Source organism: Rhodococcus sp. T2V, assembly GCF_029269925.1.
Classification (GTDB): Bacteria; Actinomycetota; Actinomycetes; order Mycobacteriales; family Mycobacteriaceae; genus Rhodococcus_F; species Rhodococcus_F koreensis.
On sequence record NZ_JARJBD010000001.1, the window covers coordinates 263,623 to 284,963 of the forward strand.

Below are 21,341 nucleotides of genomic sequence, written 5' to 3' on the forward strand. Positions count from 1 at the left end.
GTCAGTCGCGGCGGAGATGACCGTGGAGATGGTGCGTGAGCGGAGTCAGGTCGTGTGCCATCCACAGGTCGTACGTGAGGTCGCCGCCGCGCACCGACAACTGCCGTCGGATGCTGTGCACCGGTTTGGCGTCCGGGGACGCGCTCAGCGCCACCATCGACAACTCGATGATCCCCTCCCGGATCTGACCGCGGTGGATCTCGGTGAATCCGGTCGGCTGGGCGACGAGCAGTTCCGCTTCGTCCTCGGCGACGACCCGCAGATACCCGGACTCCGAGTGCAACGGCCGCCCGGTGCCCGCCTCCCACGTCCGAGACCGGTACGCCAGGAACGGTTTACCGGTGGGAGCGAATTCGATCTCCTCGGTGTACGCGAAGTCGTCGATCGTCGGGTACGCACCCTCGCCCTCGCCACGCCACAGACCGGCGAACGGCGCCAGGGCGGGCGGCACGGACGGAACCGGTGGTGTGGTCGCAGACGAACTCGCCGTCGCATCCGTGTGCGCCGGCGAGAGAGTCGAGTTCTCGTCCATGAGATACCTCCGCCGCTTCACGGTACTCGCCTGCGGGGCCGAGGGACACGGTCGGCGGCGGGAGCGTTTGAGCGTGCCTGCCGGGCCCGCCGGCATTACCGTCTAGACATGAACGCGTCGGGTTCTGTACCGCTGGGGGCCAACTCCGAAGTCGGGCAGCTGCGTGCCGTCCTCCTGCACCGGCCCGGGGACGAACTGAAGCGGCTGACACCCCGCAACAACGACCAACTGCTGTTCGACGGACTGCCCTGGGTCGACCGCGCACAGGAGGAGCACGACGCGTTCGCGGACCTCCTGCGCAGCCGCGGCGTCGAGGTCCTGCTGCTGTCCGACCTGCTCAGCGAGACACTCCGCGCCAGCGGAGCCGCCCGCATCCACGGCATCGGCGCGGCCGTCGACCCCCGGAAGCTGGGCCACACCCTGGCGCAGGAACTCGCCGCGCACCTCCGCGGCGTCCCGGCGCCCGAACTCTCGACCATCCTCACCGCGGGCATGACGTTCGACGAACTCCCCGTCGCCGCGAACACGGCGTCGCTGGTCCGTCGCATGCACCACGGCGGCGACTTCGTCATCGACCCGCTGCCCAACCTGCTGTTCACCCGTGACTCGTCGTTCTGGATCGGACCGCGCGTCGCGATCACCTCGCTGGCACTGCCCGCCCGCGTCCGCGAAACGTCCCTCACCGACATCATCTACGCCCACCACCCGCGTTTCCGGGGCGCGCGGCGCGCCTACGAATCCCACACGGCCCCCGTCGAAGGCGGCGACGTCCTGCTCCTGGCGCCCGGCGTCGTCGCCGTCGGAGTGGGGGAACGCACCACACCGGCCGGAGCCGAGGCGTTGGCGCGCAGCGTCTTCGAGGACGAACTGGCGCACACCGTGCTGGTGGTGCCCATCGCGCAGGCCCGGGCGTCGATGCACCTCGACACCGTGTGCACGATGGTCGACCACGACGCCGTGGTGATGTACCCGATCATCCAGGACACGCTGTCGGCGTTCACCATTCACCGTGAGGACAACGGCGTGTCGATCCGCGGGGCCGACCCGTTCCTGAGCGCCGCCGCCGAGGCCATGGGCATCGGCAAACTGCGCGTCATCGATACCGGACTCGACAACGTCACCGCCGAACGTGAACAGTGGGACGACGGAAACAACACGCTCGCACTCGCACCCGGCGTCGTCGTCGCCTACGAACGGAACGTCGAGACCAACGCCCGGCTCGAGGCGTCGGGCATCGAGGTACTGCGGATCGCCGGTTCCGAACTCGGTTCGGGCCGCGGCGGCCCCCGCTGCATGTCCTGCCCGGTCGCCCGCGACCCGCTGTAGGCGGCTCCGCCGCCCGTGCGTGGTTAAGGAGTGCAGGGACTCGTCAACCACGCACGGGCCCGGAGGGCCTAGAGGATGTCGCCGACCTTCGCGGCCGGGCGGGCGAGGACGGTGCCCTTGTCCGTCACGACGATCGGTCGCTCGATGAGGATGGGGTTGTCCACCATCGCTTCCAGTAGTTCGTCCTCGGACGCCTCGGCGAGCCCGAGTTCCTTGAAGACGGCCTCCTTCTTGCGGATGGCCTCGCTCGGTTTCAGGCCGGCGTCGTCGAGAAGTTTGCGCAATCCGTCCCGCGAGGGCGGGGTCTCGAGGTACTTCACGACGGTCGGCTCGATGCCCGCGTCCCGGATCAGTCCGAGGACCGTGCGGGACGTGCTGCAGCGCTGGTTGTGGTAGATGGTCGCGGTGTTCGCCATATCCGACATTCTGCACCCGGGGAACAAATGCGCCCGCACCGAGCGCTGAACCATGGGTAGCAACTCGTAACCAGTCGACGAAAGAGGGAGATCGATCATGGCCGAGCACCGGGACGCGGCTCCGCAGCGCATCGTCATCGCGGGTGGACACGGGAAGATCGCCCGTCACCTCATCAAGATCCTCACCGCCCGCGGTGACCGTGCGGTCGCGCTGATCCGCAACCCCGACCACGAGCACGAGGTCGCGGCACTCGGCGCCGAACCGGTGGTGATCGATCTGGAGACGGCGACCGCGGACGACGTCGCGAAGACCCTCGCCGGTGCGGACGCCGCGGTGTTCGCGGCCGGTGCCGGTCCGGGCAGCGGAATCGCCCGCAAGGACACCGTCGACCGCGGGGCCGCGGTGCTGCTCGCCGACGCCGCCGAAAAAGCGGGGACGCGGCGATTCGTTCAGGTCGGTTCGTTCGGGGCGGGTGAGCCGATCCCCGAGGGCACCGACGACGTGTTCGCCGCCTACCTGGTCGCGAAGACGGCAGCCGAGGAAGATCTGCGCGCCCGCACCCACCTCGACTGGACGATTCTCCGTCCGGGTGGTCTGCTCGACGACGACCCGACAGGTCACGTCACGCTCACCGCGCCTCCCCTCGAACGCGGCACCGTCACGCGCGCCGACGTCGCAGCCGTGGTCGCGGCGCTCCTGGACCACCCGAACACGGCGAAGAAGACGCTGATGCTGACGTCCGGTCCGACGCCGATCGAGGACGCCGTCGCCGCGCTGTAACCATTGCGGCGCCGCAACCGCGCAACTACGGTCTGATACAACGCGTGGAACAACGGAGGTGGCGCCGGCCGTGGACATCGACATCGACCCCGATTCGTCGACCGCCCCGTTCGACCAGTTGCGATTGCAGATCATCGAGCAGGTCCGCAGCGGGCAACTGATTGCGGGAACGAAGATTCCCACGGTCCGTGCGCTCGCCGTCGAGGTCGGCCTCGCACCGAACACGGTCGCCAAGGCTTACCGGGAACTCGGCGAGCAGGGTGTCATCGAAACCCGAGGCAAGCAGGGCACATTCATCGCGAGCGGCGGTGACCCCATTCGCGCCGGAGCCGAGAAGGCCGCAACAGGGTATGTGCAGGAACTGCGCAAGCTCGGGGTGTCCGACGAGGAGATCCTCGGCTTCGTGCAGTCCGCTCTTCGTGGCGCCGAATGAGGACGGCGCCACATCCAGAAGTGTGACCACAGAAAGGTAGACGCTCTGTATGGCCTCCGCACTCTTCCGTGACCTCGCACTACTGATCGCCCGGATCGGGCTCGGCGTGATCTTCGTCGCGCACGGCTGGCAGAAGTTCTTCGACTACGGAGTGAAGGCCACCCAGGCGTCGTTCGCCGACATGGGCGTCCCGCGGCCCGACATCTCGGCTGTTGCGGCCGCCACTGTCGAACTCGCGGGTGGATTTGCTCTCATCGTGGGCATCGCCACACCGATCGCCGGAATCCTGTTGTTCCTCGACATGCTCGGGGCGCTGATTCTGGTGCACGCGGACAAGGGTGTCTTCGTTGCGAACGGCGGGTACGAACTCGTCGTCGCACTCGGCGTCGGGTCACTGTTACTCGCTGTGATCGGTGCCGGACGCCTCAGCATCGACGGGCTCCTCGGAAGAGGCTCGGGATGGGGCAAAACCGCAGCGTAACGATACCGTTCGGCGGGTCTCGATTCGGTGTGAAGCGATGGGCTAGCTTGCTTTTGCCATCGAAAATGACCAACGTAGTTGTTCATGGCAATGAATACTGATCTGCCTGATCAAGGTTCCGACACCGCTGACGCGGCCGTCGGCGGAGGGCTCAAACGGGTCGGTGTTCGCACCGATCACGTCGTGTTCTCGGCCGCCGCCGCCGCGGTCTCGGCAATCGTCGTCTGGGGGCTCGCGGCGCCCGACAATCTCGACATTACGACCGGCAAGGCGCTCGACTGGCTGGTCACCGACATGGGCTGGTTGTTCGTCCTGTCGGCGTCCGGGTTCGTCCTCTTCTCACTGTGGCTCGCGTTCAGCAAGTTCGGGCAGATTCCGCTCGGCAAGGACGGCGAGAAGCCCGAGTTCCGGACCGTCAGCTGGATCGCGATGATGTTCAGCGCCGGAATGGGCATCGGACTGATGTTCTTCGGTGTCGCCGAACCGCTCGCGCACTACGTGACACCCCCTCCGGGTTCCAGTGGTGGCATCGGAACTGCGATGGCCACCACCATGTTCCACTGGAGCCTGCACCCGTGGGCGATGTACGCGGTGGTCGGACTGTCGATCGCGTACGGCTCGTACCGCAAGGGTCGCAAGCAGCTGTTCAGCTCCGCGTTCATCCCGCTGCTCGGCCGCCGCGCCGAGGGGCCGATCGGCAAGTTCATCGACGTCCTCGCGATCTTCGCGACGCTGTTCGGGACCGCCGCCTCGCTGGGTCTCGGCGCACTGCAGATCGGTTCCGGATTCCAGGTCGTCGGGTGGATGTCGGAGGTCGGCACGTTCCTGCTGGTCGCGATCGTCGCCCTGCTGACCCTCGCGTTCGTGGCCTCCGCCGTGTCGGGTGTCGCCAAGGGAATCCAGTGGCTCTCCAACACCAACATGGTGCTCGCCGTCGTCCTGGCCTTGTTCGTGTTCGTCGTCGGACCGACGGTCCTGATCCTCAACCTGCTGCCCACCACGATCGGCGCCTACGCCGCGCAGCTCGCGCAGATGTCGGCCCGCACCGGCGCGTCGTCCGATCCGGCCACCGGCGAATGGTTGTCCTCGTGGACCATCTTCTACTGGGCATGGTGGATCTCCTGGACCCCCTTCGTGGGCATGTTCCTGGCCCGCATCAGCCGCGGCCGCACCATCCGGCAGTTCGTGGTCGGCGTGATCGTGGTCCCGAGCGCCGTGAGCCTCGTGTGGTTCGCGATCTTCGGCGGTGCGGGAATCAGCGAGCAGCGTGACGGAATCGACCTCGCCGGGCAGGACACCCAGGAGGGTCAGCTGTTCGGGATGCTCAACCACCTGCCGCTCACCGGCATCACGACCGTCCTGGTGATGGTCCTCGTGGGGATTTTCTTCGTCTCCGGCGCCGATGCCGCCTCGATGGTGATGGGAACCCTGTCTCAGCGCGGTTCACTGGAACCGCAGCGTTGGGTGGTCGTGTTCTGGGGTGTGCTCACCGGTGGCGTGGCCGCGCTGATCCTGTGGACCGGCGGCGACACCGCACTCGACGGACTGCAGACGATGACGATCATCGCTGCGGCGCCGTTCGTCATCGTGATGATCGGGTTGTGCTTCTCGCTGTACAAGGATCTGTCCCGTGACCAGATGATCGTCGACGGCCGGGAAATGCGGAGGGAGATGCGGAGGGTGGCGGCGAAGCGTCGTCGCGACCGGATCTCGTCCCGCTAGAGAAACAGTCTGCGAGCCGCCCGGGTCCCACCGGACCCGGGCGGCTCGACTCGTTTACGGTGTCAGCGCCAGCTGGGCAGCCACAGTTGGTGCTGCCACGTCTCCGGGGTGATCGGGACGGCCGTGAGGATCGGCCACAACCAGATGAAGTTGGCGACCACGAGCCCCACATAGAGGCAGACGGCGAGCAGGCCGGTGGTGCGGCGCTCGAACGACGCCCGCGCGCTTCCGAGGACGTCGCCCAGCACGAGCGCGATTCCCATCACCATGAACGGCGCGAGCGCCACCGCGTAGAAGTAGTACATCTGGCGGTCCAGCGTGGTCAGCCACGGCAGGAACGCGGCGCCGTAGCCGGTGAGGACGGTGGCGTACCGCCAGTCCTTCCGCACCACGGACTGCCACAGGGCCCACGCGAGCATCGGCAGTGCCAGCCACCACATGGCGGGCGTCCCGACGAGCATGACGGCCTTGACGCAACTCGACGCCCCGCAACCGGTGACGTGATCGCCCTCGGCGAAGTAGTACAGCATCGGGCGCAGACCCATCGGCCACGTCCACGGCTTCGACTCCCACGGGTGGTGATTGCCCGCCGAATTGGTGAGGCCCGCGTGGAACTGGAGGACGTTGCCGCTGTAGTACCACAGCGACCGCAGCGCTGCCGGCACGAACGACCAGGTGCCGCCCGTCCCGATCTCGTTGCCCACGGCATGCCGGTCCACGCCGGTCTCGCTGGCGAACCACGCCCAGTAGCTGGCCAGATACACGAACAGCGGAACGACGACGAGCGCGTACAGCGCGGGGCCGACGTCGCGGACGCCGGCCCCGGACCACGGGCGGCGCACCCCGTAGGCGCGTCGGGCCGCCACATCGAACGCGACGCTGAGCAGCCCGAAGAACACGATGAAGTAGACGCCCGACCATTTGGTGCCGCACGCCAGGCCCAGCATGATCCCGGCGCCGAACCGCCACCAGCGCACACCGAGCCGCGGACCCCACTCGCTGTCACCGATCCGGCCCTCGGCGTACACCCGGGCCATCCGCTCGCGGACCTGGTCGCGGTCCACGATCAGGCAGCCGAGCGCCGCCACCCCGAACAGGGCCAGGAAGATGTCGAGCATGCCGAGCCGGGACGAGACGAACGTCACCCCGTCCGCGACCAGCAGGATCCCGGCGAGACCGCCGATCAGAGTGGACCGCGTGAGCCGGCGGACGATCCGGATCACCAGCAGAACCATGATCGTGCCCGCCACGGCGGATGCGAACCGCCAGCCCCAGCCGTTGTAGCCGAAGATGGCCTCGCCCATCGCGATCAGCTGTTTCCCGATCGGCGGATGCACCACCAGCCCGTAGCCCGGGTTGTCCTCGAGCCAGCCGCCGGTGAGCACCTGCCAGCCCTGCGGCGCGTAGTGCTTCTCGTCGAACACGGGAGTGCCCGCGTCGGTCGGGTACCCGAGCATCGTGAACCGCGTGATCGCCGCGATCGCCGTGACGAACAGCGTCACCACCCAGCCGCGGGCACGGTCGACGGGACCGTAGTCGGGGGGCGGCACGAGCGGCGCCGGTCCGACCATGGACGGCTGTCGTGCGGAGGGCGTCGCTCGCTCGTCCGTCAGCATCGTCACGCCGCAATCGTAGGCTGTGGGTCATGACTGGTCGCCTAGTGCTCGCCGCAACACCGATGGGGGACGTGGGTGACGCCTCGCCGAGGCTGCGTACGGCGCTCGAGACGGCCGACGTCGTCGCCGCAGAGGACACCCGCCGCACCAAGGCCCTCGCCTCCGCGCTCGAGGTGACGATCACCGGCAAGGTCGTCAGCTTCTACGACCAGGTCGAGACGGCCCGGCTGCCAGCCCTCGTCGCCGACGTCGCGTCCGGCAAGACCGTTCTCCTCGTCACCGATGCCGGCATGCCGTCAGTCAGCGACCCCGGGTACCGCCTGGTGTCGGCGTGCGTGGCCGAGGATCTGGCGGTGACGTGCCTGCCCGGACCGTCGGCGGTGACGACGGCACTCGCGCTGTCCGGGCTGCCCGTCGAACGGTTCTGCTTCGACGGCTTCCCGCCCCGCAAGCAGGGTCAGCGCAAGACGTGGTTGCAGGCCCTGGTCACCGAGCAACGCGCCTGCGTGTTCTTCGAGGCGCCGCACCGGCTCGCCGACTGCCTCGCGGACGCCGCCGACGTGCTCGGCGGCACCCGCCGCGCCGCCGTCTGCCGGGAGCTGACCAAGACCTACGAGGAGGTCCGCCGCGGCACCCTCGCCGAACTCGCCGAGTGGGCCGCCGAGGGCGTCCGCGGCGAGATCACCGTCGTGGTGGAGGGTGCCACCCCCGTCGCGTCCGACCCCGCCGACCTCGTCGACGAGGTGGAGCGATTGGTCGCCGACGGCACCCGGCTCAAGGACGCGTGCGCGCTCGTCGCCACCACCGGCGTGTCGAAGCGGGAACTCTACGAAACGGTGCTGGCGTCCCGGAAGGACTAGGCGGCAGGCGGGCGCTACCGCCGGAGGGCACGCTCCCCGGGTGCCAGCGACGCGTCGTCGGCGGCCGCCTGCCCGGCGTACCAGCCGTTGGCGTCGACAGCCCGGCCGCGCGCCTTCTTGGTCCGCGGAAACAGGCGGTCGAACTCGGCGTCCACGGCCTCCGACTTGGTGGCCAGGATCGGCAGCAGATCGGCGACGGGAATCGACGCCTCGTCGGCGGCGTCGGCCGTGGCCCGGCTGTCGGCGTCGCGCAACCGCTGCCCGATGCGGCTGGCGAAGCCCGCCAGGAAACCCTTCCGGAACGACGTCGTGCGCGAACCGCTGCGACTGTCGGCGTCCGCGAATTGCATTGCGCGCGTGGCCTGCACCAGCAGGGAGGTGAAGAGCATGTCGACCTGCTGGAGGTCGAGGGGGGTGCCGACCACGGTCGCGATGGCGAGCGAGCTGAACCACACGGTGCGCACCCGGTTGGAGTCGCCGATCTCCGTGAGAAGGTGCACCTTCTCCTTGACGTACGGATTCTCCAGGTGGATCCGGCGACTGTGCACCGCGGTGTTGCCCACCCCGTTCTGGGTGTGGAGGAGCGCCGCGTTGATCGCGTAGCGCGTCATCAACTCCTGCGCCTTCGCGGTGAAGATCTCCGCCTCCTCCGCGAAATCGGTGGCCTCGGCCTTGGCGAGCAGCCCGCGAATCCTGTTGAGCACCTTCGCGTCGGCCGCGGCCTCGCCCGGCATCGCCGCGGACGGGTCGGCGACCCGCACGACCGGCCACGTCGACGGCGGAGGAGTGAGCACCGTCCAGCCGGGCAGATTCGTCCACGACAGCGACAGGTCGGTCAGCTGGTAGACGGAGTGGTACGGGTCCTCGAACAGCAGTCCGGCGGCCAGGGCCCGAACGTCGGGACCGTCGACCGGAACCCGCGCCGCCAGGTGGGACGCGCCCGGGTATTGCTCGCCGATGGTGCGCAGTTGCTCCACCCAGTCCCGCGGCGCCCGGTGCGCGGCGCGGGTGCGCTCCGCCTCGTGCAGCACCAGGGCCGCCGCCAGCGCCGCGTCGGACGGCTCCTTCGATCTCCGCGCCAGATGCACGACGTCGGCGGGCTGCCACCCACGCTCGTATGCGCCCGACAACTCACCCATCAGGGTGTGGACTGCCGCTGCGGCCTGCGGGCTCACTTCGTCGTCGAACACGCGCGCTCCGTTCCCGAATCCACGGTGATGAGATCGAATGTATGTTCTATTCGGCGTCATGCGGAGAGTGTGCACGCAGGGTCCGACAAGATGTGGACCCCGCGTGAATCAGTCCTCCACGTAACGGGGGAACACGCCCGACGGCGCAGGCAGCGGTGTGCCCGCCACGATCCGCGTCGGAAGGTCGTTGAACTGCCGCGCGTCGCTCTTCTGACCCAGCAGGTCCAGGATCTTCTCCGCGGCGTCCGGCATCACCGGCTGCACGAGGACGCCCACGATCCGGACCACCTCGAGCGTCACGTACAGCACCGTCGCCATCCGCTCCGGATCCGTCTTCCGCAGCACCCAGGGCTCCTGCTTGGAGAAGTACCGGTTGGTCTCGCCGAGAACCGACCAGATCGCCTCCAGCGCGAGATGCAGTGCCTGGACGTCGTATTCGGCGCGCACCCGCTCCAGCAGCGCATCCGCCTGCGCGAGCATCGCCGCGTCGTCCTCGGTCAGCTCGCCCGGTGTCGGAACCTGCGCATCGCAGTTCTTCGCGACCATCGACAGCGAACGCTGGGCGAGGTTGCCGAGTTCGTTCGCCAGGTCGGCGTTGATCCGGGTGACGATGGCCTCGTGGCTGTAGCTGCCGTCCTGGCCGTAGGAGATCTCGCGGAGCAGGAAGAAGCGCACGGCGTCGAGGCCGTACTGCTCCACCATGGCGACCGGGTCGACGACGTTGCCGACCGACTTCGACATCTTCTCGCCCTTGTTGTAGAGGAACCCGTGCACGAAGACCCGCTTCGGCAACTCGATCCCCGCCGACATCAGGAACGCCGGCCAGTACACGGTGTGGAACCGGGTGATGTCCTTGCCGATGATGTGCAGGTTCGCCGGCCAGAACTTGCCGAACTGCTCGGAGTCCGTGTCCGGGTATCCGGCGCCGGTCAGATAGTTGGTGAGGGCGTCCACCCACACGTACATCACGTGCTCGGGGTGATCGGGCACCGGGACGCCCCAGTCGAACGTCGTCCGCGAGATCGACAGGTCCTTCAGGCCGCCCTTGACGAAGCTGACGATCTCGTTGCGCCGCGTCGCGGGCGCGATGAAGTCGGGATTCTCGTCGTAGAGGGCCAGCAGCTTGTCCTGGTACTCGGACAGCTTGAAGAAATACGTGGACTCCTCCGTCCACTCGACCGGGGTACCCGTCTCGGTGGACAGGCGCGAACCGTCCTCCTGCAGCGTGGTCTCGGCCTCGGTGTAGAACGCCTCGTCGCGGACCGAGTACCAGCCCGAGTACGTGTCGAGGTAGATGTCGCCGTTGTCGAGCATCTTCTGCCAGATCGCCTTGCTGGCTTCTTCGTGGTCGGCATCCGTCGTGCGGATGAACCGGTCGAAGGAGATGTTGAGCGTCTTGTCCATGGCCTCGAACACATCGGAGTTCCGCGCGGCGAGTTCGCGGACGTCGATGCCTTCCTTGGCCGCGGTCTGCTGCATCTTCAGACCGTGCTCGTCGGTTCCCGTCATGAAGAAGACGTCGAACCCGTCCAGGCGCTTGAACCGTGCGAGGGCGTCGGAGGAGATGTACTCGTAGGCGTGGCCGATGTGGGGGACGCCGTTCGGGTACGCGATCGCCGTCGTCAGATAGAAAGGTGGCCGCGAGGCGGTGGAATCAGCAGCATTCATGGTGCGACCACTCTATCTGCGCGCCGCCGTTTCGTGACGCGCAGATTCGGGATCTAGCCCGGGCCGGCGCCGTCCTCGCCGGTGACGGTGCGCGACTCGTACGCCGCGCGGGCCGACTTGTCCGTGGACCGCACCTGGTCGGGAACCATCCGCCGGACCGCGAAGTCGCGGGCGAACTGGGGAAACACGGTGACCAGCCGGACCAGCGGCCCGACGTACCAGGGGATGGTCACTTCGAACCGGGGACGCCGGATCACCGCGACCACCGCCTTCGCGACGTCGGCCGGCGACAGCAGCCGCGCCGCGCCCGTCGCCGTCCCGGCCGCGAGCTCGGTGTCCACGACCCCGGGCATGATCACCGAGATCTGCACACCCGACCCGCGCAGTTCCTCGCGGACCCCGGTCAGGTAACCGAGAACCCCGTGCTTGGTGGCGGCGTACGTCGACTCGCCGGGCGGTGCGACCTTCGACGCCGCCGACGCCACCGTGACGATCTGGCCGCGGCCCCGCTCACGCATCGCCGGGGCCGCCAGACGCACTCCCCGGATGACCCCGTGCAGGTTCACCGCGAGCTGCCGGTCCGTCGCGGACTCGGGTTCCTCGTCGAAGCTCCCGACCCACATGACGCCCGCATTGTTGACGAGGACGTCGAGCGGTCCCCAGTGATCCTCGACGGCGGCGAGGAACGCCGTGAACGATGCGGTGTCGGTGACGTCCAGTTCGAGACCCTCCACCGTCCCGCCCGCCCGGCCGAGTTCGTCCGCCGTGTGCCGGGCCGCGGCGCCGTCGACGTCGCCGATCGCGACCCGCGCGCCTGCGACCGCCAGCTGTCGGGCGATCTCCTTCCCGATTCCCCTCGCGCCGCCGGTCACCGCGATCACGCGGCCGTTCATCGAGCTCGAAGTCATGGACACGGCTCCCTCCCCGTCGGGGTGAAAAGTACCGCATGTGACACGTGCGGTGGCGGCGTCGACAATGTCCGCATGAGCAAAGACCGTCCCGCCCCGGAAGCCCCTGCGCCGCTGTTCCCGCTCGTCGACTCGCACACGCACCTGGACGCGTGTGGAGCCTCGGACGCGGCGAGTGTCACGGCGATCGTCGACCGGGCGGCCGCGGTCGGGGTGGAGCGGGTGGTCACGGTGGCCGACGACCTGGCGGCCGCGCAGTTCGCCGTCGACGCCGCGCACTGGGATCCTCGCGTCTATGCGGCCGTCGCGATCCACCCGACCCGGGCGAACGTGCTCGACGACGCGACCAGGGCGGAGATCGAGCGGCTCGCCGGTGATCCCCGGGTGGTCGCGGTGGGGGAGACGGGGCTCGACTTCTACTGGCCGGGGAAACTCGACGGCTGCGCCACCGTCCCCGAGCAGACCGACGGCTTCCGCTGGCACATCGACCTCGCGAAGCGGCTCGGCAAGACGCTGATGATCCACAACCGGGAGGCCGACCAGGCGCTGCTGCAGGTGCTGCGGGAGGAGGGGGCGCCGGAGACGGTGATCTTCCACTGCTTCTCCTCGGACGCCGAGATGGCGCGCGAGTGCGTCGACGCCGGTTACGTCCTCAGCTTCTCCGGCACCGTCAGCTTCAAGAACGCGAAGGTCCTGCGAGAGGCGGCCCCGCTGGTGCCGTCGGATCAGCTGATCGTCGAGACGGATGCGCCGTTCCTCACCCCGCACCCGTTCCGGGGCGCTCCCAACGAGCCGTACTGCCTGCCCTACACGGTCCGGGCGCTCGCCGAGATCCGCGGCGAGGACCCGGACGACCTCGCGAAAGCGTCCACCGCGACCGCCGAGCGCGTGTACGGCCTCCGGCCCGTGAGCGGGTAGCGAGTCCCTGGACTCGTCGGGCGCGCACAGGGCCGCAGGCCTTAAGTTGAAGTTTCAACCTAGGGAACTTAGGATCGTTGCCTGTTCAACCAATGGTCGTCCCGGTCGCGCGGGGACACCTCGATGAAAGGCGCATCCATGAACAACCCCGCAGTTCGAAACCTGGGAATTCTCGTCGCCCGCCTGGGCATCGGCGTCATCTTCCTCGCTCACGGCTGGCAGAAGGCGTTCACCAACGGCCACGCCGGCCAGACCGCCGGCTTCGAGGCCATGGGCGTTCCGCTCCCCGGCGTCTCGGCGTTCGTCGTGACCTGGCTCGAGGTCATCGGCGGCCTCGCGCTCATCGTCGGCGCCGCAGTCCCGGTCTTCGGGATCCTGCTGTTCCTCGACATGGTCGGCGCGTTCTTCATCGCGCACATCGACAAGGGCATCTTCGCGAGCGAGGGCGGCTATGAACTGGTCCTGGCGCTCGGCGTCGGGTCGCTGCTGCTCGCCGTCGTCGGATCGGGCCGCTTCGGTGTCGACGGACTGCTCGGCGACAAGCTGCCGTGGGCCGCGAAGGAACCGGCCACCGTCTGACCCCCATGTGAGTGGCGAAGTGTGCCCCGGCACGCTTCGCCACTCACGTGTCAGAGGACCTTGTTCAGGAAGTCCTGGGTGCGGGACTGCTGCGGGTCACCGAAGATCTGCTCCGGAGTTCCCTCCTCCACCACGTACCCGTCGGCCATGAAGATCACCCGGTCGGACACCTCGCGGGCGAAGCCCATCTCGTGCGTGACCACGACCATCGTCATGCCGCCCTTCGCGAGGTCGCGCAGAACCTGCAGCACCTCGCCCACCATCTCGGGGTCCAGCGCGCTGGTGGCCTCGTCGAACAGCATGATGTCCGGGCTCATCGCCAGAGCCCGTGCGATCGCGACGCGCTGCTTCTGCCCGCCGGACAGGTTCGCCGGCTTCGCGTTCGCCTTCTCCGCCAGCCCGACCTGCTCGAGCAACCGCACGGCCGTCGCCCGCGCCTCCTCCTTGGAGGCCCGCTTGGTCTGCACGGGCGCGAGCATCACGTTCTCGATCGCCGTCATGTGCGGGAACAGGTTGAAGTGCTGGAACACCATCCCGATGTGCTGGCGCACCCGGTCGATGTCGATCTTGGGATTGCTCACGTCGAAGCCGTCGACGACGACGTTGCCGCCGGTGATGTCCTCGAGTCGGTTGAGGCAGCGCAGGAACGTGCTCTTGCCGGACCCGGAGGGCCCGATCACGCACACCACCTCGCCGCTCGCGATGTCGACGTCGATGCCCTTGAGCACCTCGTTGTCGCCGAACGACTTCTTCAGGCCCTTCACCCGGATCTTCGGGTCGGCGGCCTCGGCCTTGTTCTCCGTCACCGGTGTCTCGGTCACTTGTTGATCCTCTTCTCGAGCCGGTTCGACAGCTTCGTCAACGCCATGATGATGATGAAATACATCGCGCCGATGATCAGCCACATATTGAAGGACTGGAAGTTGCGGGCGATGATGATCCGCCCGGTCTGAGTGAGCTCGGCGAGCCCGATCACGGACAGGATCGACGTGTCCTTCAGTGTGATCACGAACTGGTTGATGTACGACGGGATCATCGTCCGCACGGCCTGCGGCATCACGACCTTCTGCATCGACTTCAGGTAGCTGATGCCGAGGCTCCGGGACGCTTCCATCTGGCCCTTGTCGACGGACAGGATGCCGCCGCGCACGATCTCGGCCATGTAGGCGCCTGCATTGAGGCTCAGCGTGATGATGCCCGCGGTGAACGCCGACATCTGGAAGTCCAGCGCCGCCGGGATGCCGAAGTAGATGAAGAAGGCCTGGACCAGCAGCGGAGTGCCGCGGAACACGTCCACGTAGGTGGTGCCGATGCCGCGCAGGACGATGTTGGTCGATACCCGGAACAGGCCGAAGATCGCGCCGAGCACGAGCGCGATGGCGATCGAGACCACGGTCAGGACGATCGTCAGCCACAGGCCCTCGAGCAGCAGCGGGTAGGTGCTCTTGATCAGGCCGAGGATCGAGTTGTCGTCGTCGGAGGCGTCGGCGTTGAGGTAGGTGTCGAGGATCTCGTCGTACTTGCCGCTCGCCTTCACGTTGGCGAGACCGGTGTTGAACTCTTGGAGGAGCTGCGCGTTCTGGCCCTTCGCGACGGCGAACCCGTAGCTGGCGCCGGGGACCTTGTCGGTGACGGTCTTGAACCCGTTGCCCTGCTTGATGCCGTAGGCGAGGACGGGGTAGTCCTCGAACACGGCGACCGAGTTACCCGTGCGGACCTCGTCGAACATGCTCGACGAGTCGGCGAAGTACTTGGTGGTGAAGCCGTACTGGTCCTTGATGGACTCCGCGTACGTGGCGCCCTCGGTGCCGTTCTTGACGGCGACGGACTTGCCGCGCAGGTCCTCGTACGACGTGATCGAGTCGTCGGACTCGAGCACGCCCATCTGCACACCCGATTCGAAGTACGGGTCGGAGAAGTCGAACGTCGCCTTGCGGGCGTCGGTGATCGACATGCCGGCGATCATGCCGTTGGCCTGGCCGCCCGTGACCGCCTGCAGTGCGGCGTCGAATCCGACGGCGTTGACCCGGTAGGTGAATCCCTGGTCCTCGGCGATGGCGGCGAGAAGATCCATATCGATGCCGACGAGTTTGCCGCTCTCGTCCTGGAACTCGAACGGGGCGAACGTGATGTCGGTGGCGATGGTGTAGTCGTTGCCCGGAGCGGGCTGCTGCGCGCCGGCGATACCGGGCGCGACGAGTGTGACGAGCAGCGTCAGCGCGGCGATCACCGCGGGCACTCTCGGACGTCTGACGAGTCTCAGAAGTCGATCGGATCTGCTGCGCACGGAACCCCAGCTTTCTTGTCGGTAATGCCCGGTCGCTTCCGGGCTTCTTGGTGCACGTCGCAAGATACTGCGTTTCGAGGGTGGTCCGGACCAGAAGCGTTTGATCGCGGCAAAGCGAAAACTGTCCCCGATCTCAACCTTTTCGTGATCTAGAACGCAGGTTGTAGCGGCAAAGTTGCCAGACCATCGCCGATTCGTTACCGTACCGTGATCAAACGTCCGCCAGCCTTGGGAATTCATGTGTCGCCTCTAGCCAGAATCAACAACGCCAAATCGCCCCTTCTCTACGTCGTTGTCGCGGCACTGCTCGCGACGCTCGTCGTGGGTGGTGTGTTGGCAGTGGCACGGCACAAGACCGTCACGCTCGACGTCGACGGCGAGACCATCTCGCTCGGCACGATGGCGTCCGACGTCAGCGGCGCGCTCGACGACGCCGGATACACCGTCAGCGAGCGTGACGCGGTCGCCCCCGCGGCCGACGCGTCGATCTCCGACGGCGACACGGTGGTGTTGCGGCGGGCCCGCGAGATCGACCTCACCGTCGACGGGCAGCCCAAGACCGTGTGGACCACCGCGCTCACCGTCGACGACGCGCTGAAGCAGTTCGAACTCGCCGACGACGTCCACGTCTCGGCGTCCCGCTCCGAGCGTCTGCCGCTCGAGGGCACCTCGCTCGAGGTCGTCAACGCCAAGCTGGTCAAGGTCGCCGACGGCGGCGCCCCGCTCACCGACGTCCGCCTCGCCGCCCCCACCGTGGGCGAACTCCTCGCCGCCAACGGCGCCCCGCTCGAGCAGGCCGACACCGTCGTGCCCCCGGCCGACGCACCCGTCGTCGAAGGCGCCGAGATCCACGTGACCCGCGACCGTACCGAGACCCGCACCGAGACGCTGCCGATCGCGCCGCCCGAGAACCGCGTCGACGATCCCGCGCTCGACAAGGGCAAGACCGTCGTCGAGAACCCCGGAGTTCCCGGCGAGCGCACCGTCACCGCCTCCGTGAAGACGGTCAACGGCGTCGAGGCCGGACGCCAGGAGCTCAGCTCGCAGGTGCTCCGCGAGCCCGCACCCGCGCTCGTCAAGGTCGGTGTGAAGGAACTCGCCATCTCCAACGCCTCCACCTGGGATTCGATCGCGCACTGCGAGGCCACCGGCAACTGGGCCATCAACACCGGCAACGGATTCTTCGGCGGACTGCAGTTCACCCAGAGCACCTGGGAGGCGTTCGGCGGAACCCAGTACGCCTCCCGCGCCGACCTCGCCTCCCGTGAACAGCAGATCTCCGTCGCCGAGAAGGTCCAGGCAGCGCAGGGCTGGGGCGCATGGCCCGCCTGCACCAGCAAGCTCGGACTCCGCTGACGGTCTGAAGTAAAGGAACCCGATGTCACCCTTCGCGAAGATCAACTCGGCTCGCTCGCCACTGCTGTACACCGTGGTGGCCCTGCTTCTCGCCACGCTGATCGCCGGCGGAGTGATGGCCGTGGTCCGGCACAAGAACGTCACCCTCGACGTGGACGGCGAGACGATCTCGCTGAGCACCATGACCACGAGCGTCGACGCCGCCCTGGCCGACGCGGGGTATTCGGTCACCGACCGCGACGTAGTGGCGCCGGACCGCGACGCGACCCTCTCCGACGGGGACACCGTCGTTCTGCGCCGCGCGCGTGAGGTGTCGCTGACGGTGGACGGGCAGCCCAAGACGGTGTGGACGACCGCGCTCACCGTCGAGGATGCGCTGAAGCAGTTCGATCTCGGCGACGACGTGCACGTGTCCGCGTCCCGTTCGCAGCGACTTCCGCTCGACGGCGCCGCACTCGACGTGCTCAACCCGCTCGTCGTCAAGCTCACCGACGGTGCGCTTCCGGTCGCCGACGTGCGCATGGCCGCGCCGACGGTCGGGGACTTCCTCGCCGCGCACGGCGCGCCGCTCGAGCAGGCCGACACCGTCGTCCCGGCCGCGGACACTCCGCTGACCGAGGGGATGGACGTCACCGTCACTCGCGACCGCACCGAGACGAAGGTCGAGACGGTGCCGTTGGCTCCGGCGGAACAGCGCATCGAGGACCCGACCATGAACAAGAGTCGCACCGTCGTCGAGAGTTCGGGACTGCCCGGCGTCCAGGACGTCACGTTCGCGGTCAACACCGTCAACGGCGAGGAAGTCGGACGCAACCAGGTGTCCGCGACGGTCACGACGCCGGCGCAGCCCAAGGTGATCCGCGTCGGCGCGAAGCCGGGCACCGACGTGCCGCCCGTCGAGAACGGTTCGGTCTGGGACGCCCTCGCGCAATGCGAGGCCACCGGCAACTGGGCCATCAACACCGGCAACGGATTCTTCGGCGGCGTCCAGTTCGACCAGAACACGTGGGAACGTCAGGGCGGCCTCAAGTACGCACCGCGCGCCGACCTCGCCACCCGCGAGGAGCAGATCGCCATCGCGTCGCAGACGCAGAGGACACAGGGCTGGGGAGCGTGGCCGACGTGCTCGGGCAGGCTCGGCGTGCGTTAAAGTTCGGCTGGTGTCCGACGCCGAAGTACCCCCCGCCGCTCGAGGTCAGGCCGCACTGCTCGGCCCCGCCGAGGTGCGTGCGTTAGCCGAGGAGTTCGGCGTGCGCCCCACCAAGCAGCTGGGGCAGAACTTCGTGCACGACGCCAACACGGTCCGGCGCATCGTCGCGACCGCCGGCGTGGGACGTGACGACACCGTCCTCGAGGTCGGCCCCGGGCTCGGTTCGCTGACGTTGGCGCTGCTCGACGTCGTCGACAAGGTGATCGCCGTCGAGATCGACCCCAACCTCGCCGCGCGACTCCCGGTCACGGTCGCCGACCGTGCCCCGGAACTCGCGGACCGGCTGACCGTGGTCGGCGCGGACGCGATGCGGGTCAAACCGTCCGAGATCCCCGGTCAGCCCACGGCTCTCGTCGCGAATCTGCCGTACAACGTCGCGGTGCCCGTGCTGCTGCACCTGTTCTCCGAACTTCCCAGTCTGCGAACCGCGCTGGTGATGGTGCAGGCCGAGGTCGCCGACCGGCTGGCGGCGTCCCCAGGCAGCAAGATCTACGGCGTGCCCAGCGTGAAGGCCAACTTCTTCGGCGCCGTCCGCCGTGCCGGTGCCGTCGGGCGTGCGGTGTTCTGGCCCGTCCCCAAAGTTGAGTCGGGTCTCGTCCGCATCGACCGGTACGCCGAACCGCCGTGGCCCGTCGACGACGAACACCGCCGCCGAGTGTTCGCCGTCATCGATGCGGCTTTCGCTCAGCGCCGCAAGACTTTACGAGCCGCTCTCGGTGGATGGGCGGGATCACCCGCGGAGGCCGAGCGGCGACTGCTCGAGGCGGGCATCGCACCGTCCACCCGCGGCGAGACCCTCGACGCCGCGGCCTTCGTGCGTCTTGCCGCCACCCACCCGTGAGTACTTGTTACCGCGGGCGGTTAATAAGTACTCACGGGCGGGAACCGCACCCTGGGGGAGACAACCGACCGGATGTGTGGTTCACTATTGGAGGTCGTAAGTTTTGTGTTTGTGTTTCCCACGCTCGCAAATCGATGGTTGCGAGCGTTTGGACGTCCTCCACAGGAATTGTCGTAGACGGTCGTGTCAATGACCCTGGTAACCGAGCCGGTTGCCTGAAGAAGTTACTGTGTTAGAGGAGATTTACATGGCAGAGGGCATCGTGAAGTGGTTCAACTCCGAGAAGGGGTTCGGCTTCATCGCCCCCGAGGACGGCAGCGCTGACGTGTTCGTCCACTACTCGGAGATCCAGAGCGGCGGCTTCCGCACGCTCGAGGAAAACCAGCGTGTTTCGTTCGAGATCGGCCAGGGCAACAAGGGCCCGCAGGCCACCGGCGTCACCGTGATCTGAGAACGGCCATGACTTCCCGGTTCGCCGGGGCATGACGTTCGAGCAAGGCCCCACTCGTGAGAGTGGGGCCTTGGCTCGTCTGTGGACGGTTATGCCGAACGCAGGTGAGTTGCCTGATATCCCAGGTTCATCGCGCACACCAGCCAGAGTTGCAGCGCCGAACTCTCCGACGGCCCGAACAGCCCGATCACCGCAGCGGCTCCGAGGGCGGCGGCGACGAAGAACGTGGCCGTTCCGAGTGCCCGCCGGGGCCTCGATGAGAAGATCACCACTCCCGTCACGAAGAGCGCCCACAGCGTGGTGGCGACGATGGCGGCGGCGACGAACCAGGCCGCCGAATACCTGCCCGGCCACGTCCACGGCTGCGCTCCGTTGTCCAGTGTGCAGACGAACGCCAGCGAGAACGCCATGATCACCACGGTGGCGCCCCCGAGCGCCAGATGGCCTCCGACGAGCACCTTCCCGACTGTTCCCGCCCCCGCAGGCGCCCGCGCGCGCCCCTCCTCGACAATCGTGTGCTGCATCCCCGACTACCCCGACCTTTCGTTGTCGTCACCTGGTTGGACGCCGCGCAGGATCGTTCGGTTCCACGGGATTTTCGGTCCGCGGTGACGGCTGAACGGCGTCTCGGTCAGGCGTTACCGTAGCGGTCGGCGAAGAGGCGGTGACGCTCACCCACCCGTCGGCACTCTTCGCGCAGCTCAGGTGGGTCGAGGACGGTGAAGTCGACGCCGAATGCACTGAGCCAGTTGGCTATCGACGGCACCGAATCGCCGCCGAGCGCGACCGCGCACCGGCCGTCGGGCATTTCTTCGAGAGTTCCCCAGTCTTCGTGCACGAGGACCGCCATCTCGTCGATCGACGCGTGCAGCAGCACTCGTGCGCGGATCCGGGTGACGGCCCGGTTGATTCCGCGTGCGACGAACTCGGCGGCGCCGCCGGGCGGCAGTTCGCGGGGCGTGAACCGCGGTCCCGTCGGGATCTTGGGTGTCAGGCGGTCCACCCGGAACGACCGCCAGTCGGCGCGGGCGAGGTCCCAGGCGACGAGGTACCAGCGCAGTCCGGAGCGCACGAGCCGGTACGGCTCCACTTCGCGGCGGCTCTCGATGCCGTCGTGGGTGCGGTAGTCGAACCGGAGCCGTTCGTGGTTGTGGCATACGGACGCGACGGCCGACAGGACCTGGGCGTCGACGGCGCTCTTCGCGGGCTCGCGCTGGACGACGTCGACCTGCAGCGCCTCGAGGCGGTGCCGCAGGCGGGACGGCATCACCTGCCGGAGTTTGGTGAGTGCTCGCATCGACGCCTCGCCGATGCCGACCACGGAGCCGGTGGCGCCGGATTGGAGGCCGAGCGCGACGGCCAGCACCTCCTCGTCGTCGAGCAGCAGGGGCGGCATTTCCGCGCCGGCGCCGAGTTGGTACCCACCGCCGACCCCGACCGTCGCGTCGACCGGGTAGCCGAGGTCGCGGAGTTTCTCCACGTCTCGCCGGACGGTGCGCGGAGTGATGCCGAGCCGGTCGGCGAGTTCTGCCCCGGACCAGTCCTTTCGGGTCTGGAGCAGGGAGAGCAGCCGGAGGAGTCGTGCCGAGGTTTCCCGCATGCACCTCAGGATGCCATCGATAGAGGACATCTTCTGTCCTCTATCGGCGGGAGATAACGGTGAGTAACGATTTTCCCACCAGCCCCACGAGTGTCACTACACTGGCGCCGACGCTCCACGGACCATCGCATGAGTACTTCGTGAAAAATCCGACGGAAAGGTCTCA

General features: G+C 67.8%; 22 protein-coding genes. 12 read left to right on the forward strand and 10 right to left on the reverse strand.

Going from position 1 to position 21,341, the window contains the following annotated elements:
- Nucleotide 1: 1 nt before the first annotated feature.
- Entirely contained in the window at nucleotides 2–532 is a 531-nt protein-coding gene (locus P3H15_RS01135) for an FABP family protein (RefSeq protein WP_276135562.1), read from the reverse strand.
- A 108-nt stretch (nucleotides 533–640) separates the two neighbouring features.
- Here P3H15_RS01135 and arcA point away from each other — a divergent pair, with 108 nt between their 5' ends.
- Nucleotides 641–1,858, forward strand: coding sequence for an arginine deiminase (gene arcA / locus P3H15_RS01140; protein ID WP_276135563.1), 1,218 nt, complete (start codon nucleotides 641–643; stop codon nucleotides 1,856–1,858).
- 68 nt (nucleotides 1,859–1,926) lie between these two features.
- On the opposite strand, the gene arsC is transcribed toward arcA, so the two are convergent.
- Nucleotides 1,927–2,274 carry an arsenate reductase (glutaredoxin) gene (arsC, locus tag P3H15_RS01145; RefSeq protein WP_346348737.1) on the reverse strand — a complete coding sequence of 116 codons (348 nt, stop codon included), beginning with the start codon at nucleotides 2,272–2,274 and terminating at the stop codon, nucleotides 1,927–1,929.
- Between the two features lie 97 nt (nucleotides 2,275–2,371).
- On the opposite strand from arsC, the gene P3H15_RS01150 reads away from it, so the two are divergent.
- The 4 genes from P3H15_RS01150 to P3H15_RS01165 all read left to right on the forward strand — a co-directional run bounded on the left by P3H15_RS01150 (nucleotide 2,372) and on the right by P3H15_RS01165 (nucleotide 5,691).
- The gene (locus P3H15_RS01150; RefSeq protein WP_276135565.1) at nucleotides 2,372–3,055 is read left to right on the forward strand and encodes an NAD(P)H-binding protein; all 684 of its coding nucleotides are present in this window, start codon (nucleotides 2,372–2,374) and stop codon (nucleotides 3,053–3,055) included.
- A gap of 58 nt (nucleotides 3,056–3,113) precedes the next feature.
- Nucleotides 3,114–3,488 carry a GntR family transcriptional regulator gene (locus P3H15_RS01155; RefSeq protein WP_005238723.1) on the forward strand — a complete coding sequence of 125 codons (375 nt, stop codon included), beginning with the start codon at nucleotides 3,114–3,116 and terminating at the stop codon, nucleotides 3,486–3,488.
- Between the two features lie 49 nt (nucleotides 3,489–3,537).
- Nucleotides 3,538–3,969 carry a DoxX family protein gene (locus P3H15_RS01160; protein ID WP_276135566.1) on the forward strand — a complete coding sequence of 144 codons (432 nt, stop codon included), beginning with the start codon at nucleotides 3,538–3,540 and terminating at the stop codon, nucleotides 3,967–3,969.
- Between the two features lie 84 nt (nucleotides 3,970–4,053).
- The gene (locus tag P3H15_RS01165) at nucleotides 4,054–5,691 is read left to right on the forward strand and encodes a BCCT family transporter (RefSeq protein WP_276135567.1); all 1,638 of its coding nucleotides are present in this window, start codon (nucleotides 4,054–4,056) and stop codon (nucleotides 5,689–5,691) included.
- Nucleotides 5,692–5,753: 62 nt separating this feature from the next.
- On the opposite strand, the gene P3H15_RS01170 is transcribed toward P3H15_RS01165, so the two are convergent.
- Complete coding sequence (locus tag P3H15_RS01170; protein WP_276135759.1) at nucleotides 5,754–7,262, reverse strand: dolichyl-phosphate-mannose--protein mannosyltransferase; 1,509 nt, start codon at nucleotides 7,260–7,262, stop codon at nucleotides 5,754–5,756.
- 74 nt (nucleotides 7,263–7,336) lie between these two features.
- Here P3H15_RS01170 and rsmI point away from each other — a divergent pair, with 74 nt between their 5' ends.
- Complete coding sequence (gene rsmI / locus P3H15_RS01175; protein ID WP_276135568.1) at nucleotides 7,337–8,167, forward strand: 16S rRNA (cytidine(1402)-2'-O)-methyltransferase; 831 nt, start codon at nucleotides 7,337–7,339, stop codon at nucleotides 8,165–8,167.
- A gap of 14 nt (nucleotides 8,168–8,181) precedes the next feature.
- Here the strand turns inward: rsmI and P3H15_RS01180 are convergent, their stop codons facing one another.
- The 3 genes from P3H15_RS01180 to P3H15_RS01190 form a co-directional block, all read right to left on the reverse strand.
- Nucleotides 8,182–9,357 carry a DUF2786 domain-containing protein gene (locus P3H15_RS01180; RefSeq protein ID WP_276135569.1) on the reverse strand — a complete coding sequence of 392 codons (1,176 nt, stop codon included), beginning with the start codon at nucleotides 9,355–9,357 and terminating at the stop codon, nucleotides 8,182–8,184.
- Between the two features lie 108 nt (nucleotides 9,358–9,465).
- Entirely contained in the window at nucleotides 9,466–11,025 is a 1,560-nt protein-coding gene (gene metG / locus P3H15_RS01185) for a methionine--tRNA ligase (protein WP_276135570.1), read from the reverse strand.
- Nucleotides 11,026–11,078: 53 nt separating this feature from the next.
- On the reverse strand, nucleotides 11,079–11,933 hold the full coding sequence (locus tag P3H15_RS01190) for an SDR family oxidoreductase (RefSeq protein WP_276135571.1): 855 nt from the start codon (nucleotides 11,931–11,933) through the stop codon (nucleotides 11,079–11,081).
- Between the two features lie 75 nt (nucleotides 11,934–12,008).
- Here P3H15_RS01190 and P3H15_RS01195 point away from each other — a divergent pair, with 75 nt between their 5' ends.
- Both P3H15_RS01195 and P3H15_RS01200 read left to right on the forward strand, forming a co-directional pair.
- Nucleotides 12,009–12,851, forward strand: coding sequence for a TatD family hydrolase (locus P3H15_RS01195; protein ID WP_276135572.1), 843 nt, complete (start codon nucleotides 12,009–12,011; stop codon nucleotides 12,849–12,851).
- 138 nt (nucleotides 12,852–12,989) lie between these two features.
- Complete coding sequence (locus tag P3H15_RS01200) at nucleotides 12,990–13,430, forward strand: DoxX family protein (RefSeq protein ID WP_276135573.1); 441 nt, start codon at nucleotides 12,990–12,992, stop codon at nucleotides 13,428–13,430.
- Between the two features lie 50 nt (nucleotides 13,431–13,480).
- Here P3H15_RS01200 and P3H15_RS01205 read toward each other — a convergent pair whose 3' ends face one another.
- Together P3H15_RS01205 and P3H15_RS01210 are read right to left on the reverse strand one after the other, a co-directional pair.
- On the reverse strand, nucleotides 13,481–14,251 hold the full coding sequence (locus tag P3H15_RS01205) for an amino acid ABC transporter ATP-binding protein (protein ID WP_276135574.1): 771 nt from the start codon (nucleotides 14,249–14,251) through the stop codon (nucleotides 13,481–13,483).
- Complete coding sequence (locus tag P3H15_RS01210; RefSeq protein WP_276135575.1) at nucleotides 14,248–15,669, reverse strand: amino acid ABC transporter substrate-binding protein/permease; 1,422 nt, start codon at nucleotides 15,667–15,669, stop codon at nucleotides 14,248–14,250. The genes P3H15_RS01205 and P3H15_RS01210 overlap by 4 nt, the downstream gene beginning before the upstream one ends.
- Before the next feature lie 288 nt (nucleotides 15,670–15,957).
- Here P3H15_RS01210 and P3H15_RS01215 point away from each other — a divergent pair, with 288 nt between their 5' ends.
- The 4 genes from P3H15_RS01215 to P3H15_RS01230 all read left to right on the forward strand — a co-directional run bounded on the left by P3H15_RS01215 (nucleotide 15,958) and on the right by P3H15_RS01230 (nucleotide 19,575).
- Complete coding sequence (locus P3H15_RS01215) at nucleotides 15,958–17,073, forward strand: resuscitation-promoting factor (RefSeq protein WP_276135576.1); 1,116 nt, start codon at nucleotides 15,958–15,960, stop codon at nucleotides 17,071–17,073.
- A gap of 22 nt (nucleotides 17,074–17,095) precedes the next feature.
- A complete protein-coding gene (locus P3H15_RS01220; protein WP_276135577.1) occupies nucleotides 17,096–18,223 on the forward strand; it encodes a resuscitation-promoting factor in 1,128 nt (375 codons plus the stop codon).
- 10 nt (nucleotides 18,224–18,233) lie between these two features.
- Complete coding sequence (gene rsmA, locus P3H15_RS01225) at nucleotides 18,234–19,124, forward strand: 16S rRNA (adenine(1518)-N(6)/adenine(1519)-N(6))-dimethyltransferase RsmA (protein ID WP_276135578.1); 891 nt, start codon at nucleotides 18,234–18,236, stop codon at nucleotides 19,122–19,124.
- Between the two features lie 247 nt (nucleotides 19,125–19,371).
- Complete coding sequence (locus P3H15_RS01230) at nucleotides 19,372–19,575, forward strand: cold-shock protein (RefSeq protein ID WP_276135579.1); 204 nt, start codon at nucleotides 19,372–19,374, stop codon at nucleotides 19,573–19,575.
- Between the two features lie 89 nt (nucleotides 19,576–19,664).
- On the opposite strand, the gene P3H15_RS01235 is transcribed toward P3H15_RS01230, so the two are convergent.
- Entirely contained in the window at nucleotides 19,665–20,099 is a 435-nt protein-coding gene (locus P3H15_RS01235) for a hypothetical protein (protein WP_276135580.1), read from the reverse strand.
- A gap of 107 nt (nucleotides 20,100–20,206) precedes the next feature.
- Nucleotides 20,207–21,175, reverse strand: a complete 969-nt coding sequence (locus tag P3H15_RS01240) for a YafY family protein (protein WP_276135760.1) — start codon at nucleotides 21,173–21,175, stop codon at nucleotides 20,207–20,209.
- Nucleotides 21,176–21,341: the final 166 nt, after the last annotated feature.

Coding starts and splice junctions, on each gene's coding strand:
- P3H15_RS01235 (WP_276135580.1), bottom strand. CDS start 20,099: ATGCAGCACACGATTGTCGAGGAGGGGCGCGCGCGGGCGCCTGCGGGG.
- arsC (WP_346348737.1), bottom strand. CDS start 2,274: ATGGCGAACACCGCGACCATCTACCACAACCAGCGCTGCAGCACGTCC.
- P3H15_RS01230 (WP_276135579.1), top strand. CDS start 19,372: ATGGCAGAGGGCATCGTGAAGTGGTTCAACTCCGAGAAGGGGTTCGGC.
- P3H15_RS01200 (WP_276135573.1), top strand. CDS start 12,990: ATGAACAACCCCGCAGTTCGAAACCTGGGAATTCTCGTCGCCCGCCTG.
- rsmI (WP_276135568.1), top strand. CDS start 7,337: ATGACTGGTCGCCTAGTGCTCGCCGCAACACCGATGGGGGACGTGGGT.
- P3H15_RS01150 (WP_276135565.1), top strand. CDS start 2,372: ATGGCCGAGCACCGGGACGCGGCTCCGCAGCGCATCGTCATCGCGGGT.
- P3H15_RS01220 (WP_276135577.1), top strand. CDS start 17,096: ATGTCACCCTTCGCGAAGATCAACTCGGCTCGCTCGCCACTGCTGTAC.
- P3H15_RS01195 (WP_276135572.1), top strand. CDS start 12,009: ATGAGCAAAGACCGTCCCGCCCCGGAAGCCCCTGCGCCGCTGTTCCCG.
- P3H15_RS01240 (WP_276135760.1), bottom strand. CDS start 21,175: ATGCGGGAAACCTCGGCACGACTCCTCCGGCTGCTCTCCCTGCTCCAG.
- P3H15_RS01135 (WP_276135562.1), bottom strand. CDS start 532: ATGGACGAGAACTCGACTCTCTCGCCGGCGCACACGGATGCGACGGCG.
- metG (WP_276135570.1), bottom strand. CDS start 11,025: ATGAATGCTGCTGATTCCACCGCCTCGCGGCCACCTTTCTATCTGACG.
- arcA (WP_276135563.1), top strand. CDS start 641: ATGAACGCGTCGGGTTCTGTACCGCTGGGGGCCAACTCCGAAGTCGGG.
- P3H15_RS01190 (WP_276135571.1), bottom strand. CDS start 11,933: ATGACTTCGAGCTCGATGAACGGCCGCGTGATCGCGGTGACCGGCGGC.
- P3H15_RS01170 (WP_276135759.1), bottom strand. CDS start 7,262: ATGGTCGGACCGGCGCCGCTCGTGCCGCCCCCCGACTACGGTCCCGTC.
- P3H15_RS01160 (WP_276135566.1), top strand. CDS start 3,538: ATGGCCTCCGCACTCTTCCGTGACCTCGCACTACTGATCGCCCGGATC.
- P3H15_RS01165 (WP_276135567.1), top strand. CDS start 4,054: ATGGCAATGAATACTGATCTGCCTGATCAAGGTTCCGACACCGCTGAC.